The 17,202-nt window shown below is 34.1% G+C and carries 14 protein-coding genes; 10 read left to right on the top strand and 4 right to left on the bottom strand.

Annotation, left to right across the window (positions count from 1 at the left end; translation table 11 throughout):
- Positions 1-121 precede the first annotated feature (121 nt).
- Positions 122-1,042, top strand: coding sequence for a M28 family peptidase (locus BM246_RS09080; protein WP_074937345.1), 921 nt, complete (start codon positions 122-124; stop codon positions 1,040-1,042).
- Here the strand turns inward: BM246_RS09080 and BM246_RS09075 are convergent.
- On the bottom strand, positions 1,039-4,461 hold the full coding sequence (locus BM246_RS09075; RefSeq protein WP_074937343.1) for a hypothetical protein: 3,423 nt from the start codon (positions 4,459-4,461) through the stop codon (positions 1,039-1,041). The genes BM246_RS09080 and BM246_RS09075 overlap by 4 nt on opposite strands.
- A gap of 215 nt (positions 4,462-4,676) precedes the next feature.
- Between BM246_RS09075 and BM246_RS09070 the strand changes: the two genes are divergently transcribed.
- The 4 genes from BM246_RS09070 (at position 4,677) to BM246_RS09055 (ending at position 7,788) form a co-directional block, all read left to right on the top strand.
- Positions 4,677-5,438: an exodeoxyribonuclease III gene (locus BM246_RS09070; RefSeq protein WP_074937558.1), complete on the top strand. Its 762-nt coding sequence runs from the start codon at positions 4,677-4,679 to the stop codon at positions 5,436-5,438.
- A 31-nt stretch (positions 5,439-5,469) separates the two neighbouring features.
- Positions 5,470-6,429 carry an OmpA/MotB family protein gene (locus BM246_RS09065; protein ID WP_042497695.1) on the top strand — a complete coding sequence of 320 codons (960 nt, stop codon included), beginning with the start codon at positions 5,470-5,472 and terminating at the stop codon, positions 6,427-6,429.
- Positions 6,430-6,680: 251 nt separating this feature from the next.
- Positions 6,681-7,151, top strand: a complete 471-nt coding sequence (locus BM246_RS09060) for an Lrp/AsnC ligand binding domain-containing protein (protein ID WP_042497692.1) — start codon at positions 6,681-6,683, stop codon at positions 7,149-7,151.
- A gap of 70 nt (positions 7,152-7,221) precedes the next feature.
- Positions 7,222-7,788 carry a hypothetical protein gene (locus BM246_RS09055; RefSeq protein ID WP_074937342.1) on the top strand — a complete coding sequence of 189 codons (567 nt, stop codon included), beginning with the start codon at positions 7,222-7,224 and terminating at the stop codon, positions 7,786-7,788.
- An 81-nt stretch (positions 7,789-7,869) separates the two neighbouring features.
- Here the strand turns inward: BM246_RS09055 and BM246_RS09050 are convergent, their stop codons facing one another.
- Positions 7,870-9,411, bottom strand: a complete 1,542-nt coding sequence (locus BM246_RS09050) for a glycine--tRNA ligase (RefSeq protein ID WP_074937340.1) — start codon at positions 9,409-9,411, stop codon at positions 7,870-7,872.
- A 116-nt stretch (positions 9,412-9,527) separates the two neighbouring features.
- Between BM246_RS09050 and BM246_RS09045 the strand changes: the two genes are divergently transcribed.
- From BM246_RS09045 to BM246_RS09035, 3 genes are read left to right on the top strand one after another with little or no spacing between them, the layout of a single operon-like run.
- On the top strand, positions 9,528-10,091 hold the full coding sequence (locus BM246_RS09045) for a DUF4044 domain-containing protein (RefSeq protein ID WP_074937338.1): 564 nt from the start codon (positions 9,528-9,530) through the stop codon (positions 10,089-10,091).
- A complete protein-coding gene (locus BM246_RS09040) occupies positions 10,088-10,771 on the top strand; it encodes a ComF family protein (RefSeq protein ID WP_074937336.1) in 684 nt (227 codons plus the stop codon). Before BM246_RS09045 ends, BM246_RS09040 begins: the two co-directional genes overlap by 4 nt.
- A 57-nt stretch (positions 10,772-10,828) precedes the next feature.
- Positions 10,829-12,433 carry an Ig-like domain-containing protein gene (locus BM246_RS09035; protein WP_074937334.1) on the top strand — a complete coding sequence of 535 codons (1,605 nt, stop codon included), beginning with the start codon at positions 10,829-10,831 and terminating at the stop codon, positions 12,431-12,433.
- 212 nt (positions 12,434-12,645) lie between these two features.
- On the opposite strand, the gene tyrS is transcribed toward BM246_RS09035, so the two are convergent.
- A complete protein-coding gene (gene tyrS, locus BM246_RS09030; protein WP_074937331.1) occupies positions 12,646-13,941 on the bottom strand; it encodes a tyrosine--tRNA ligase in 1,296 nt (431 codons plus the stop codon).
- Positions 13,942-14,402: 461 nt separating this feature from the next.
- Entirely contained in the window at positions 14,403-15,719 is a 1,317-nt protein-coding gene (ahcY, locus tag BM246_RS09025; protein WP_042497681.1) for an adenosylhomocysteinase, read from the bottom strand.
- 131 nt (positions 15,720-15,850) lie between these two features.
- Here ahcY and BM246_RS09020 point away from each other — a divergent pair, with 131 nt between their 5' ends.
- Complete coding sequence (locus BM246_RS09020; RefSeq protein WP_074937330.1) at positions 15,851-16,480, top strand: 4'-phosphopantetheinyl transferase family protein; 630 nt, start codon at positions 15,851-15,853, stop codon at positions 16,478-16,480.
- The gene (locus BM246_RS09015) at positions 16,477-17,190 is read left to right on the top strand and encodes a phosphoglycerol geranylgeranyltransferase (protein ID WP_042497679.1); all 714 of its coding nucleotides are present in this window, start codon (positions 16,477-16,479) and stop codon (positions 17,188-17,190) included. The genes BM246_RS09020 and BM246_RS09015 overlap by 4 nt, the downstream gene beginning before the upstream one ends.
- Positions 17,191-17,202: the final 12 nt, after the last annotated feature.

Raw genomic sequence — 17,202 nt, 5'->3', positions numbered from 1 at the left:
CTCCGTAGAGATGCTTTTTTTATTGAAAAAATCTGATATGTAAAAAATTACGTATATTTATTTCACCATTAATGAGTCTGTTTTTTTAAGATGAAAAAATTACAGATTATCAACCCCCAATATGCTTAAACACCTATTTTTAATTACCCTTCATTGTGTTATATTCTCATTTGAAGGAACAAGTCAATCTCAAGGAAGCTCTACACTTTTATTTAACGAAACTACATTATTGAAACATGTAGAATCCTTATCGTCCGATGCTTTTGAAGGGAGACGAACAGGAACCAAAGGTGCCGAAAAAGCACGTAAATACATTGTAAATCAATTTCATGCTTTAAAGGTTTTACCTTTTACTAAAAACTACGAACAAAAATTTTCCTTTTATAAAAAAAGACAAACCTTTGAAGGTGTAAATGTTCTTGGATTGATAAAGGGTAGCGAGTCGCCTAAAAAGTATATTGTAATAAGTGCACATTACGATCATGAAGGCATTCATATGGGAGAGATTTATAATGGCGCCGATGATAATGCTTCTGGGCTAAGTGCTTTGTTTAGTTTTGCCGAATATTTTCAAGCAAACCCACCTAAGTATTCTGTTATTTTAGCAGCCTTTGATGGTGAAGAACTAGGTTTGCAAGGCTCTAAGTTTTTTGTAAAAAGTAACGTTTTAGCAGAAAAAAATATTCGTTGTAATCTTAATATGGATATGATAAGCCGCAGTGATAATAACATATTATTTGCTGTTGGTACGGCTTACAATGAAACTTTAAAAAGCATTGTAACATCAACTAAAGGTGCAGGAGGTTTAAACATAGCTACGGGCCATGATGGGCATGATGGTTTGGAGAATTGGACATATTCATCAGATCATGGAAACTTCCATAAAAAGGAAATTCCATTCTTATATTTTGGTGTAGATGACCATAAGGATTACCATGAACCTACGGACGATTTTGAAAATATTCACCCGGAGTTTTATATCAATGCAGTAAAAACAATTATTTCGGTTTTCGAGAAAGTAGATGATGTTAAACAGCTCTAAAAATAAGCTTTCAATTGAAAAGAACCTGTATGGATGGTTTTGCTCGATTCTGTTTTTCTTCCAAAGTAACTAAAATTCAAATCTAAAAAGTTAGTCAGTTTTTTTTGGGCGAGCAATGTCCAAGTAAAGTTTTTCCCTGGTTGCAAGCCTTCTAGCATTTGGTAGGCTACAGGTGTGCCGGCCGAACCTTCAAAGCGATTAGATAGAAAGTTAAATTCGCCATTTAAGGCTCCTTTTTCTTTATTGTTTAATGTGAATGATGCGCCGTATTTTTGTTGCTCTAAAGCTTCCAAATCGCCTATAGTGTTTGTTTTATCTTCATATTGATAAAAGATATCGAAGCTAGAATTATCGTTAAACAAATATGATAATTTAGGATTGAAGCGCGTTTCATCAAAAGTGTAATTTCTACTCGCATAATTCTCACTCACACTCGCATTGTTTTCTAAAGTTGAAAGGATATTAATGAGCCAATTGCCTGATAATTTATGATTGAAATTAAGCTGATGACTTTGAATACTATTTTCTATATAGCCAATAGATAAAACACTTCGCGTGGTATTATCTAAAAACGTATACGACGTTGTATAGTGCTGTTTGCCGCGGTTAAAAAACAAAACATTTCTAAAATTAAGTTGAATACCCAATTGATCGTTAGGATTTTTTTCAAAAGGATTTAAATTGAATTTATTGCCATCACGCTTGGTTTTCCGATCAATTAAGTAAGCAGTTTGGTTGTAGAAATGCGACCAAAAACGTTCTGATTTTTTCTCGGAAACCGACCAGGTAGACGGATTAAAAGTTAAGGTTTGACTTAATCTATTTTGGTGCGTTTTAATGTAAACTTGGTTCGGGAGCAATACCCGAACATATTTACCCTGATCTTGAAATTGTGCAATTTCGAACTCATCGAGTTCTTGGATGCCGTTATTGTTGTAGTCTACCCAAGTGTATGTGCCTAAGCCCGACTCTACTTCAATATAAGTAAAATCTTGTTGTGGTAAAGTACCCGAGTTTGTTTCAAAAATAGTATTCCATTGAATAAGTTGGTTAAATAATTTTTGATTGAATTGTAATCGAGAGTTCAACGATTGCTCATCGTCAATGTCTGGATCTTCACTTTTTAAAGTTCTGTAATTTGCGAATAGCGATAAACTGGTGTTTTTATTTTGGACCAATTTGGAGTCTAAATAAAAGGTGTTCGATGTGTTTACCTTCTCTAAAGTATTGTTTCTAATACTATCGTTTATGCGGTTTTTATAACCTATTTCAGCAAAAACTTGGGTGCTGTCACCAACACCAAAAAAGGCCTCGTACGATTTATAACGTTGGCTTAATTCTGTGAGTTGCTGTGTGGCTATATCAGTTTGCTTATTGTCCTCTATGGCGAGTTTTGTGCCAATCCAACTCGATTTTAAACTATAGGTAACCCGATTGTAAGATCTTAAAAAAGTAGAAGTATTGCTGTTAGAATCGGCGTTTAGAAAGCTAGAGTTGGATGAAATACTTAATTTGTTGAAAACTAAATTAGCCGAAGTCACATGGCGATTTCCGTTAAAGCCATCGGAGAAATTTAAGTGTTCAAACTGATAATTTAAAAAACCTTTGTCTTTGTGAAATAAACTAAAACCAGAATTAACCAATAATTGGTTGCCTAAATTACCTCCAATACCATTAAGGTTGGTTAAATCTAAATTCCAATCTCTATTAAATTCGGGATTGTAAAGCCCTTCAATGTTTCTAAAATTAGTACTAATATAGTCTGAATCGAAAAGCGCGTTTAAATTCCAAAGACTATCGGTTTTAATTAGTTGTTGTTTAATATTCAGTTTTCCTGCAAAGCCATCGTTATTTTTATCATCGGTTTTAGAAAACAAGTTTAAATCGTTTTTGCTTCCGGCAAGTTCAAAATTAATATTTGTTTTTTCCGAAGGATGATAAGCTCCATTAACTACGGCAAGTTGTAATTTAGTTGGGGCAATTAACTGGATAATAGGCGCGTAGTTACCTTGTAAAACACCAACGTATTCGTAGATGTTATTAATGGCGTTGCTGCTACTTAAGGCGTAATCTCCAAGGTTGTCGCCAACACGGGAGAAGGTTACACGGTAAAGTTCATCATCTTCATTATTAGAAAACACAAAAACTTCAGCGCCGTCAATTAGTTCTTTTTTGTATAGAATTCTATTTTCATTTAAAGCTTCTTGTACTTCAGATGGAGCAACCATTAAAGATTTATCATCGCCAGCATCAGCTAAAATTTGTACTTGTTCTTCAGATAGATTTTGTTGCAAAGGCTGGTTTTTCGAATCGTTTTCAGAATAAACAGAAACTCCAATTTTTAATTTTTCAATTTGAAATGTGCCACCACCATAGGCCACAAAACGCGAGTAGTTTCTATCACTAAATTGATAGTCTACAGTAATTCGCATTTCGGAAGTTATAGGGAATGTAGAGTTAAAAATAATTTCTCCAGCGTTGTAATCAATAATGTAATCTTGGTCCTCGCCACGTTTTACGGCTGTACCATTCACGTAAACGGTTTCACTTCCCGAAACTATAAGTACAAACAATTCACCATTAGTGCCCTGTAGTTTATATGGACCTTGGTTGCCTTCTTGGGCTGTAAATTGGCTAGTTGTAAATTGACCACGCACTAAAGCTCCTGCGGCAAATAAATCGGTTTGTTGGCTATCGTCTCCCAACTTCAAATTAAAATTTAAACCTTGTACACGTTTTGAAAAACTCGCGAAATAAGAATCTGTATTTGTTAAATCGATATCTCCGGCTCTAATATTCCAATCTTTGGTAAAAAGTTCTATAAAAACTTGATCAAATTCATCTAAGCGTTGGCTATACCCACTTTCTTGTAAAGGTATATTAGCGTCTTGTATAGAGGCGCGGAGTGATACCTTTTCATTTAGCTTTCCTGTAATTTGAAGATCGAGCTCACTATTTAAAACCGAATTTTGATTATTACCAATAGTAACACCACGAGAAATACTACCCGAAGTGGTTAAACCATCAAAAGGAATCGTGTTTTTTTCGGTGTTGGGTTGTGATAGTTTGTATAATTTTTGGAGGTTATCTGTGTTTTTTACAATAATATTTTCGTCTAACTGTTTGTAGGTTTTGGTTAAAAAATCAGGAAACTTCAAGTAGTTAATAATTATCGAATCGCTAGCTATAGGTTGTTTAAAAGTTAATAGAGCTTTCGGGAAGTCAACTTGGTAGATACTACTATCTATGCGTGTACCATTTTTAGTTGTTATAGAAAATTGACTCGAATTAATACTCACGCTATCTATTAAAATAACTTGTTTTACAGCAACCGTTTTAGTTTTGTAGATAGAGGTTTGCTCTTGCGAAAACCCGCAAAAACCTATAAAAATTAAAATTATGCTCGAAAAAAACTTCATGGATAGACTTAAACTACAAAAACTTTAAAATATTTTGTTAATAGCTTCGTTAAAACTCCTCTGTAAATTATAGTGTAAAAGTAGCGTATTATTTATTTTAGCTGAAATTAGATTTGTTGTGAAACAAATTGATTGGTGTAAAGATGAAAATCTTTATAATTAATAGCATAATTTAAACAAAATTCCGCGGTATTTCTGTCGTGGTAAAAGAGAACATGAAAATTATATCATATAACGTAAACGGTATTCGTGCCGCATTAAAAAAGGATTTTATTGGTTGGTTAAAAAGTGCAAACCCAGATGTTATTTGTTTGCAAGAAACCAAAGCCATGAAAGAGCAGTTAGATTTAGAGGTTTTTGAAGAGGCAGGTTACATTTATAACTATTGGTATAGTGCACAAAAAAAAGGCTATAGTGGCGTTGCTATTTTAAGTAAAATTGAACCAAATCATGTGGAGTTTGGCACAGGAATTGAGTCAATGGACTTCGAAGGTCGAAATATTCGTGCAGATTTTGATGGTGTTTCGGTAATGAGCCTATATTTGCCATCGGGAACAAACAGTGCGCGATTGAGCCATAAATTTGAATACATGGATATGTTTCAAGAGTATATAAACAACTTAAAAAAGGACATCCCGAATCTTGTAATTTGTGGCGATTATAATATTTGTCATGAAGAAATAGATATCCATAACCCAAAAATGAAAGGTGTATCTGGGTTTTTACCAGAAGAGCGCGAGTGGTTAGGGCAATTTATAGATAGTGGTTTTACCGATTCTTTCCGTTACCTACACCCAGAAACGCAAACCTTTAGTTGGTGGAGTTATCGAGCAAATTCTAGAGCCAATAATAAAGGTTGGCGTTTAGATTATGCTTTAGTTTCTCAACCCTTACAAGAAAACATAAAAAGAGCCGTTATACTTACCGAAGCTGTACATAGCGACCATTGCCCAATTTTAGTAGAAATAGAACAATAGTAAAACAACCAAAATTATAATCTCAATTACAATGATTAAAAAAACCGCACTCACGCTTTTAACACTGGCCGTTTTAACCAGTTGTGTTTCTCCAAAAGTTTATAAAGAACTGGAAAGTAAATACGCAAAACTAAAACAACAAAATCGTAAAATCTCAGATGCTAACGAAATACTTTTAAGAGAGAAGACTGAAGCGGAAAATGAGTTAAAGCAATTGCATAAGGCTTACGATGAGGCAGTAGCGCAACGCGACAAATTACAAGCCGATTATACTTCAACTAAATCTAATTATGATAATTTAAAGAACTCTTACGATGCTTTAGAGAAAAATAGCTCGGCATCTATTGCTGCTAACTCTCAAAAAAACCGTGAGTTATTAGCACAGTTAGAAGCTAAGGAACAAGCATTATCTGCAGAGAATGCTCGTTTAGAAAAACTTAAATCGGAGTTAGAAAATAGATCTAACCGTGTTGCAGAATTAGAAAGTGTAATAGCGGCCAAAGACGCTGCTATGACGGCTTTAAAAGACGCGATATCTAAAGCTTTAACCGATTTTGAAGGTAAAGGTTTAACAGTAGAGCAACGCGATGGAAAAGTCTATGTGTCTATGGAAAACAAACTACTTTTTAGTTCAGGAAGCTGGGCTGTTGGAGCAGAAGGTACACGTGCTGTAAAGCAACTAGGTAGTGTGCTTGGCGACAATCCGGATATTGCAGTTTTAATCGAGGGACATACCGATAACGTACCTTATAAAGGTAACGGGATTTTAACAAGCAACTGGGATTTATCGACAAAACGAGCTACAGCAATTGTAACTATTTTACGTGAAAATGCCGATATCAATGCTGAAAACTTAACAGCAGCAGGACGTGGTGAATTTGCACCAATTGCATCAAACGAAACATCAGAAGGGAAAGCGAAAAACCGTCGTATTGAGGTGATTTTAACACCAAAATTAGATGAGCTTTCAAAATTATTAAACGATAATTAAAACATAAATGTGGGCGTTACTCCTGCTACGCTTTTAAGGCGTAGTAGGAGTCGGGCTTTCATTACTCGCTCCTTCCTTAGGTCAGGGAGCTAAAACAAGCCGTTCAATCCCTAACGTAACTATCCGCAACGTTAGGTCTATATTACTGCATAATTCTTATTTACACGGCCACTGTAATCAAAAACATAGAAAACCCTTTCATTTTACAAGGAAATTATTATTTTTACCTTTTAAATCGAAATAGATAGGGGATGAAATCAAAAGACAAAAACGTCAGTATAGACGGAATCGACAAAAAAATACTTAGAACTTTAATGGAAGATGCCAGAATTCCAATTCTGGAAATTGCTAGAAATGTAGATATTTCGGGAGCAGCCATACATCAACGTTTACGTAAGCTAGAAAAATCTGGAATTATATCGGGATCAAAGTTTGTAATCAATCCAAAAATGTTAGGTTACGAAACCGTAGCTTTTATAGGTGTTTATTTAGATAAAGCTATACAAAACCCAGAAGCTATAAAGCAATTAAAAAAAGTGCCAGAAGTTTTAGAATGTCACTACACCACTGGAAACTGGAATGTGTTAATTAAAATTTTGTGTAAAGATAATGCGCATTTAATGCATTTACTTAATAACGAAATTCAGACTATTTCTGGTGTTTCTCGTACAGAAACTTTTATCTCTCTAGATCAACAAATAGATAGACAGATTACTATTTAATTTAAAAACTTTATTCATCAATTGGAATGATTATTGATTCTACCTGAGTCATTAATCAAAAACTATTTTCATGAAAAAGAAGTACTTAGTTCTATTTGTATTAGCAGTTCTTTCAGTAACAGCGTATGCTCAAAAAGCAAGTGTAGAAAAATCAACTTACGGAGTTCAAACCGGTTTTTTAGGTGTTTGGGTACATCGTGAAGTTAAATTATCGAATGAAATTGCGCTTCGTGCAGAAGTCGGAATGGATTTAGGTCTTTGGGGTGGCGATTTTTATCCAAAATCGGGATATTTGTTAGCTCCGGTAATTCGTTTAGAGCCTCGTTGGTACTATAATTTAGATAAACGAGTTTCAAAATCGAGAAGTATTTCTGGTAATGCTGGTAATTTTTTAGCATTACAAACAAGTTATCATCCAAATTGGTTTACAATTTCTAATTACGATAATGTAGAGGTTGTTAATCAAGTTTCAATTATTCCAACTTGGGGTATAAAGAGAAACATAGGTAAGCATTTTAATTACGAAACCGGAATAGGTATTGGTTATGCGTATTACTTTGCTAAAAGTGCTGGTTATCTCGAAAATGAAGGTTATACTACCGTTAACCTTAATCTACGAATTGGATATCGTTTCTAATACTTAAATTATAAAAACATAAAAAACCCCAATCGAATTGTTTCGATTGGGGTTTTTAGTATTATAAATGTAATTTATATTTTACATCTTCATTAACCAAGTACGTACATCAACTTCTTGTTTAATAATTTTTTGTAAATCTGCAATGTTAACACGTTCTTGTTCCATAGAATCTCTATGCCTAATAGTAACAGTGTTATCATTTAAAGTATCGTGATCTACAGTAATACAAAATGGTGTTCCGTTTGCATCTTGCCTTCTGTAACGACGCCCTACAGCATCTTTTTCATCGTAAATCACGTTGAAATCCCATTTCAATTCTTCTACAATTTTACGAGCAACTTCTGGTAGGCCATCTTTTTTAACCAATGGTAAAATAGCAGCTTTTACAGGTGCTAAAACACTTGGTAATTTTAAAACGGTTCTTGTAGTTCCGTTTTCTAATTCTTCTTCTTGTAAAGCATTAGAGAATACAGCTAAGAACATACGGTCTAAACCAATAGAAGTTTCTAAAACGTAAGGAACATAGCTCTTGTTTTCTTCATGATCAAAATATTGTAATTTCTTTCCAGAGAATTCTTCGTGTGCTTTTAAATCAAAATCAGTTCTAGAGTGAATACCTTCTAGTTCTTTAAACCCGAATGGGAATTTAAATTCAATATCGGCAGCAGCATCAGCATAATGTGCTAATTTATCGTGGTCATGAAAACGGTAGTTGTCCGCGCCCATTCCTAAAGATAAGTGCCATTTCATACGAGTTTCTTTCCAGTGCTCGTACCATTCTTTTTGTGTGCCTGGCTTAATGAAAAATTGCATTTCCATTTGTTCAAACTCACGCATTCTAAAAATAAACTGTCTTGCAACAATTTCATTTCTAAAGGCTTTTCCGGTTTGTGCAATTCCAAAAGGAATTTTCATTCGTCCCGTTTTCTGAACATTCAAAAAGTTAACAAAAATACCTTGCGCTGTTTCTGGACGTAAATATAAATCCATAGCAGACTCGGCAGAAGCACCGAGTTTTGTTCCAAACATCAGGTTAAATTGCTTAACATCTGTCCAGTTTTTGCTTCCTGTTAAAGGATCTGCAATTTCTAATTCTTCAATTAGAGCCTTAACATCGGCTAAATCTTCTTTTTCTAAAGATTGCCCCATCCGCGAAAGCGTAGCATTTATTTTTTCTTGGTATCCAACAACACGTCCGTTTGTTGCTAAAAATTCTTCTTTATTAAAGGCTTCACCAAAACGTTTTGCAGCTTTAGCGACTTCTTTGTCAATTTTAGCTTCAATTTTAGCACAGTAATCTTCAATTAAAACATCGGCGCGGTAACGTTTTTTCGAGTCTTTATTGTCAATTAATGGGTCGTTAAACGCATCGACGTGTCCGGAAGCCTTCCAGGTTGTTGGATGCATAAATATTGCGGCATCGATACCAACAATATTTTCGTTCATTTGTACCATGGCTTTCCACCAGTAGTCACGTATGTTTTTCTTTAACTCAGCACCATTTTGTGCGTAGTCGTAAACGGCGCTTAAACCGTCGTATATTTCGCTACTTTGAAATACATATCCGTATTCCTTTGCATGCGATATTACCTTTTTAAATTTATCGTCTTGATTTGCCATGTTGCAAAAATAAAAAACCACAACAAACTAGCAGCTTGTTTGTTAAAAAATAAGTGTTTAAATATTTAATTTATATTTATAAGAAAAAGTTATATTTGATAAAAGTGCTTTTTATCATGAAAAAAAAGAGTAAAATGGATAAATTAACTATAGTTTTTATTGTTTTGGCGGCAATTTTTTCACTCGCAGCAGTATTAAGAGAAAAATACAAATCTGCTGAAGCTGACGACCAAAATGAAGAATGGCAAGATTCGATAGGAAACGATATTAAAGTAGTCAAAAAAGAGGCAGAAAGAAAAAAGTACTTTGACGGAATAGATTTTTCTGTTTATCAACGTTTTTTCCCTAATGGAGGGTTTACTGTTTGTAAACAAGAAAAAGGAGAGGATATTGTGAAACAGATTTATAACAATAACCCTTTGCTAGATATTTCAGAGGTTTTTATTCAACAGAATAAAAATCATTATTCTCTTAGTATTACTCCTACCTTGCTATCAGATGTGGATAGAAATAATTTCGTGTCAGGGATTGAAATCGTTCAATACATAAATATTAACTTAATAAATAAAAGTCAAAGTCTTGATTCTCTCATAAAATTCGAAGGGTATAGTCGTTCCTTTGTTATAATAAAAAATGAACCGTACTTTTTATACATAATTGGAGCGTTTCCCGATAAATGAATTTTTTTAAATCTGTTGTAAATATATTTTTTCCGAAAGTGTGCTATGCTTGTCTTGGCACATTAAACGATAATGAAGATGCTATTTGTGTAGATTGTAGACACGATTTACCGGTTACTAATTTTCATTTTGATAATAATGATGCCGTTAAAAAAGTACTTTACGGACGCTGTAAAATAGAACATGGCACGGCGCTTTTTAGGTTCGAAAAAAAGAGTTTAGTACAGCAACTTATTCATGGCCTAAAATATAGAGGGTACCAAAATATTGGTTTTGTATTAGGCAATTGGCTTGGTGGCGAACTCCAAGAATTGGAAGCTTACCGAGATGTTGATGTAGTAATTCCGGTGCCTTTGCATAAAAAGAAACTGAGATCTAGAGGTTTTAATCAAGTTGAAAAATTTGGACAACAAATAGCGGAAGCCTTAGATGCAACATATTTGGATCGGGTTTTGGTTAAAATTTCTAATAATAAATCGCAAACTACAAAAGGACGTATTGCACGCTTAATTAATAGTGATGAGTTGTTTGCCTTAGAGCATAGCGAACAGATAGAAAATAAGCATATTTTAATAGTTGACGATCTTATTACCACTGGCGCGACTTTAGAAGCTTGTATTTTAATTTTAAATCAGGCAAAAAATATAAAAATAAGTATTGCTACTATGGCAATTGCTTAGGGTTTTAAGCGTTATATCTTTAAAATTATGTAGGTTTGTGAAAATTTTTAATAGGTAATGAATAAAACACTTTCAAATTTTATTTTAGCTGCGGTTATTGGTCTTATTTTTATTAATTGTGCCAATCGAGGAACTCCAGATGGTGGTCCCAAAGACGTGACACCACCTGTTATTCTTAAAACAGAACCTGCAAACTTAACAACCAATTTTAAGGGCAATGAGATAAAAATTTATTTTGATGAGTATGTCAAAATGAAAGACTTAAATAAGCAGCTTATTATTTCTCCACCCATGAAAAACCAGCCGGAAATTACACCAATGGGGTCGGCTAGTAAAGAAATTACAATTAAAATTCACGATACATTAAAACCTAATACCACTTACGCTTTTAATTTTGGTAACAGTATTCAGGATAATAATGAAGGAAATCCATATCCGTATTATCGTTACGTGTTTTCTACAGGAAACTATATTGATTCGTTAGATGTAAAAGGAAGTGTTGTAGATGCCTTAAAACCACAACCAGATACTTTTGTTTCGGTTATGTTGTACGAGGTCGATTCTACGTTTACAGATTCTATTGTGTATAAAGAAACACCAAAATACATTACCAATACATTAGATAGTGTTACTACATTTTCTGTAGATAATATTAAGGCTGGTAAATACATGCTTTTGGCTTTAAAGGATGGTAATTCTGATAATAAATTTCAGCAAAAAGCAGATCAAATTGCTTTTCATAAAAGCTTTATTACGGTACCGAATGATTCGCTTTATACATTGAAATTATTTAATGAAGAGTTAGATTATAAAGCAACACGACCAATGATTGTTGCTGGAGAAAAAATAGCTTTTGGTTATGAGGGGAATTATGAGGGTATGAAGATTACCTTAAATTCTGATGTACCTGAAGATTTTGAATATCGTATTTTAAAAGATACAAAAACCGATACGCTTAACTATTGGTATAAACCAAAGTTAGAGGTTGATTCTTTACTATTTACGGTTTCTAATGGTGATTACAAAAAAGATTATACCGTTAGGATAAGAAAGTTAGAACGTGATAGTTTAGTAATACAATCTGCGCCTTCGGGAGCAGTAGGTTATACAGAATCTTTTTATATTTCCGGAAGTACACCTTTTGTTGATTTCAATGCAGAAAAAATGACGGTTTTAGATAAAGATTCTACCAAGGTGGCTTTTACAACTAAGTTTGATACTATTAATAATATGTATCAATTCGATTTTGAAAAAACAGCAGACAATAGTTATCAAATTCAAATACTTCCCGAAGCATTTGTCGATTTGTACGATGATAAAAATGATACGTTAAACTATTCTTTTAAAACTAAAAAAGAATCTGAGTTTGGATACGCACGTTTTACTTTAATTAATGCAACTTACCCGCTTGTTATACAATTAACAGATGATAAAGGCGAAGTGAAAAGAGAAAAATTTGCTAAAACTGAAGGTGTTGTAGACTTTTTTAACGTAGTGCCAGCAACGTATAAAATACGTGTAATTCATGATGCGAATGGTAACGGGAAATACGACACAGGTAATTATTTAAAAAAGATACAACCGGAAAAAGTAAGCCATTTTAAAGCAATAGAAATCCGTGCCGATTGGGGTTATCCGGAAACGTTGACGTTTAAGGATTAATTAAGTGACTCCCGCAATCCATCTCACTTCTAATTAAATGAGGAGTCACATAATAGAAATAACACAAAACGAGCTTTTTTAAGTGTTTTCTCACTGCGTTCGAAATGACAGAACCAAACAGAACTAGCAACAAAAGAACGATATAAAAAAAAGTCTCTGATTAAACTTAATCAGAGACTTTTTTGTTTTTATAATTTACAATACGCTGTTTTTTAAACCACACGCAATACAAAATAGTTCTTTTTACCGCGTTGAAGTAATACAAACTTATTGTTTATTAAATCGTCTTTAGTAATGCTGTAATGGTCTTTTACTTTCTCTTTGTTTACAGCAATAGAGTTTTCTTTTAAAGCACGGCGGGCTTCACCGTTCGATTTTAAAAAGCCTCCTTTTTCTGCTAAAGCAGCTATAATGTCTAAACCATTATCAATATCTACTTGAGATATTTCAGTTAATGGCACACCATCAAAAATATCTAAAAAGGTTTGCTCGTTTAAAGCTTTTAAATCGTCTCCTGTAGATTTTCCAAAAAGAATATTACTTGCCTTTATAGCGTTGTCTAGATCTTCTTTAGAATGTACCATAGTGGTTATTTCTTCAGCTAAACGCTTTTGTAAAACACGTAAATGTGGTGCTTCTTGGTGCTCTTCTATTAAAGCTTCAATATCTGCTTTAGTTAAAAATGTAAAAATCTTAATGTATTTTTCAGCATCGATATCACTGGTGTTTAACCAATATTGGTAGAATTTATAAGGTGACGTTCTTTCGCTGTCTAACCAAATGTTTCCGCCTTCGGTTTTACCAAATTTAGTGCCATCGGCCTTTGTAATTAATGGCCAAGTTAAGGCGTAACCTTTTCCTGAATCTACACGACGAATTAATTCTGTTCCCGTAGTAATGTTTCCCCATTGGTCGCTTCCGCCCATTTGAAGTGTACATTGCTTTTCTCTATATAAATGTAAAAAATCGTAACCTTGAACCAATTGGTAAGTGAACTCTGTAAAGCTCATTCCTACAGAAGACTCAGAGGACAAGCGTTTCTTTACAGAATCTTTAGCCATCATATAGTTTACGGTAATGTGTTTACCAACATCTCTAATAAATTCTAAGAATGAAAACTCTTTCATCCAATCGTAATTATTTACGATAATAGCTGCGTTTTCTGCATCACTATCAAAATCTAAAAAGCGAGATAACTGTTCTTTTATAGCATTTTGGTTATGTAAAAGAATATCCTCGGTAAGTAAATTACGCTCGGCAGATTTTCCAGAAGGATCACCAATCATTCCTGTTGCTCCACCTACTAACGCAACTGGTTTATGCCCTGATAATTGAAAATGTTTTAATCCCATAACACCAACAAGATGACCAATATGCAAAGAGTCTGCTGTAGGGTCAATACCTACATACGCCTTACGCATGGCTTCTAATAAGTGCTCTTCCGTTCCTGGCATACTATCTTGTATCATGCCTCTCCACGTTAATTCTTCAACAAAATTCTTTATCATTTTTAGGTGTATTTAGTAATCTTAGGCAAATATAAAAATACGCTTAGAATTTGTTGGGTTTTATGTGAAATTCTTTGTTTAGTATTGTTTTTGCTTTTTTGTCATAATTCGACGTTAGAAGAAATCGCATCCTTCTTGCGTGTACTGCGTTTATTTATCCGTTTAGTTTTACCGTTGTTGGATGGTAATTTTGCGATAGGGATTGCAGCGGCATCCTTTTTGTAAAGCTTTTAAATAGACTCTGCTTTAATTTTTAACTGAAATTTCTTTGGAATTGAGCAGATCCTGAAACAAGTTCAGGATTGCTTTGTAAAAAGATATAGCGGAAAGCGCGGTTTGTTTTGGGTTTTTCTCCCAAAACAAAATTGCCCAAATAAAAAAATCCCAAACATTGCTGCTTGGGATTTAATTTATTATTGAGATACTGAAACAAATTCAGTACAAAAAAAACTATCGTTTTTTTAGTATCTGTAATGTTCTGGTTTGTATGGTCCTTCTACGGTTACACCAATATAGCTTGCTTGGTCTTCGCGAAGTTCAGTAAGCTCTACACCAATTTTTGCAAGGTGTAATTTAGCTACTTTTTCGTCTAAAGCTTTTGGTAACATGTACACATCGTTTCCGTATGCTTCTGCGTTGGTCCAAAGTTCAATTTGAGCTAAAGTTTGGTTTGTAAATGAGTTAGACATTACAAAACTTGGGTGACCTGTAGCACAACCTAAGTTTACTAAACGACCTTCTGCAAGGATAATGATATCTTTACCGTCGATAGTATATTTATCAACTTGTGGTTTAATTGTGTTTTTAGTGTTACCGTGGTTTTTGTTTAACCAAGCCATATCGATTTCGTTGTCGAAATGCCCAATGTTACACACGATAACTTTATCTTTCATAGCTTCGAAATGACGCCCTTGGATAATGTCTTTATTTCCTGTTGTTGTGATAATGATATCTGAATTTCCAACTACAGTTTCTAGTCTTTTAACTTCAAAACCGTCCATTGCTGCTTGAAGCGCACAAATTGGGTCGATTTCTGTTACTGTTACAATAGATCCTGCACCTTTAAAAGAGGCAGCGGTACCTTTACCAACATCACCATAACCACAAACAGTTACACGTTTTCCGGCAAGCATAAGGTCTGTTGCACGACGAATGGCATCTACTGCAGATTCTTTACAACCGTATTTGTTATCGAATTTAGATTTTGTTACCGAATCGTTTACGTTGATTGCAGGCATTGGTAATGTTCCGTTTTTTACACGCTCGTAAAGACGGTGAACACCTGTTGTAGTTTCTTCTGAAAGTCCGTTAATTCCTGCTGCTAATTCTGGGTATTTATCTAAAACCATGTTAGTTAAATCACCACCGTCATCAAGAATCATGTTTAATGGTTTTCTATCTTCACCAAAGAAAAGTGTTTGTTCGATACACCAATCAAATTCTTCTTCAGTCATATCTTTCCAAGCATAAACCGCTGTTCCTGCTTCTGCAATGGCAGCTGCTGCTTGATCTTGTGTAGAAAAAATGTTACAAGAACTCCAAGTTACTTCTGCACCTAAAGCCTGTAGTGTTTCAATTAAAACGGCTGTTTGTATCGTCATGTGTAAACATCCTGCAATACGCGCGCCTTTTAAAGGTTGCGAATTACCGTATTCTTCACGAAGACTCATTAAACCTGGCATTTCGGCTTCGGCTAATTCTATTTCTTTTCGTCCCCATGCCGCAAGAGAAATATCTTTTACTTTGCTAGCTACGTAAGGAATTGTTTTTGTGCTCATATCAATATTCTTTTTTATTTAATAACTTAAACAGGATTGCGATTCGTGTTAAAATGGTTAAATTCGCTCGTCGAAATCGTATAATTTGCCTAAGATTGTGCAAAGATAATCAATAACATTCAGAATATTAAATGCCTCTTTATAAAACCATAACGCCAAATTCACAAACTGTTGTTAAAATGTGGAAGATTACTGAGCCTTTCGATGATTTAATGGCTGCTGTAACTTTAAAGCCAGAGACTCTAAAACGTGTGCTGGGCATGAAAAGTGAGCTGCACCAGCGTGGGTTTCTAAGTGTACGTAAATTATTGGCTGAGTTTGGTTATGCCGATGCCGATTTGATTTATGATGACAATGGAAAGCCTCATTTAAAAGATGGGAAACAGATTTCGATAACACACTCTTTTAATTTTTCGGCTGTGATTGTTAGTGATCAAGTTATTGGTATTGATATTGAAAAGCAGCGCGATAAAATTACAGTAATTGCTCATAAATTTATTGGCTACGAAGCCGATTACTTAGATAAAGAACAAAGTGATTACATAAAAAAGTTAACAACCATTTGGTGTGTAAAAGAATCGCTTTATAAGCTTTTTGCAACACCAGGCACTAGTTTTAAACAGTGTTTTTTGGTTATTCCTTTTGAATTGCAAGATGAAGAAACCATGGCTTGGATAGATTATGAAACTAAAAAATACCGCTACTTAGTACAGTTTTTTGAGTTTGAAGGTTTTGTTTGTGCATATGCCATAGGAGAATGAGACATGTTTATCAAAACATACAAAACAACACCAAGCAGCTAGCGGTTTTAATCGATCCGGATAAATTTTTAGTTGAAAATACAGTAGGGTTTATAGAAAAAGTAAATCAATCTATTGCTACACATATTTTTGTAGGCGGTAGTATTGTAGATTTGGATGTTACCGATATTTTAGTTGAAGAAATTAAAAAACACACCCAATTGCCTATTGTTTTATTTCCGGGTGATGTTACTCAAATTACCGAAAAGGCAGATGCTATTTTGTTTTTATCTTTAATTTCGGGTAGAAATCCAGAGTATTTAATCGGGAAACATGTTGAGGCTGTTTCTAAATTAAGAAACACAACGTTAGAGGTAATTTCAACTGGTTATATTTTAATTGAAAGCGGCAAGGAAACAGCTGTGCAGCAAGTTACTGAAACGTTGCCTTTAGAAAGAAGTAATATTCAAAAAATAGTGGATACAGCCAAAGCAGCGCAGTTGTTAGGTATGAAACTTATATATTTAGAAGCGGGCAGTGGCGCACGTTTTCCTGTTTTGGGTACTGTAATTTCAAAAGTGAAACAAGAAACGGAGTTGCCTTTAATAGTTGGTGGAGGTATTCGTAATTTAGATCAATTGGAAAACGCCTATGCTTCGGGAGCCGATTTAGTGGTTATTGGGACTGCTTTTGAGGAGGACGAATTGTTTTTTGAGAGGTTAAAAAAATAAACTTAAGCACAA

The sequence above is a fragment of the Algibacter lectus genome, assembly GCF_900112395.1.
Lineage (GTDB): Bacteria > Bacteroidota > Bacteroidia > Flavobacteriales > Flavobacteriaceae > Algibacter > Algibacter lectus.
The sequence above is the reverse complement of the archived record's forward strand: the minus strand, read 5'-3'. Positions and strand labels throughout refer to the sequence as shown.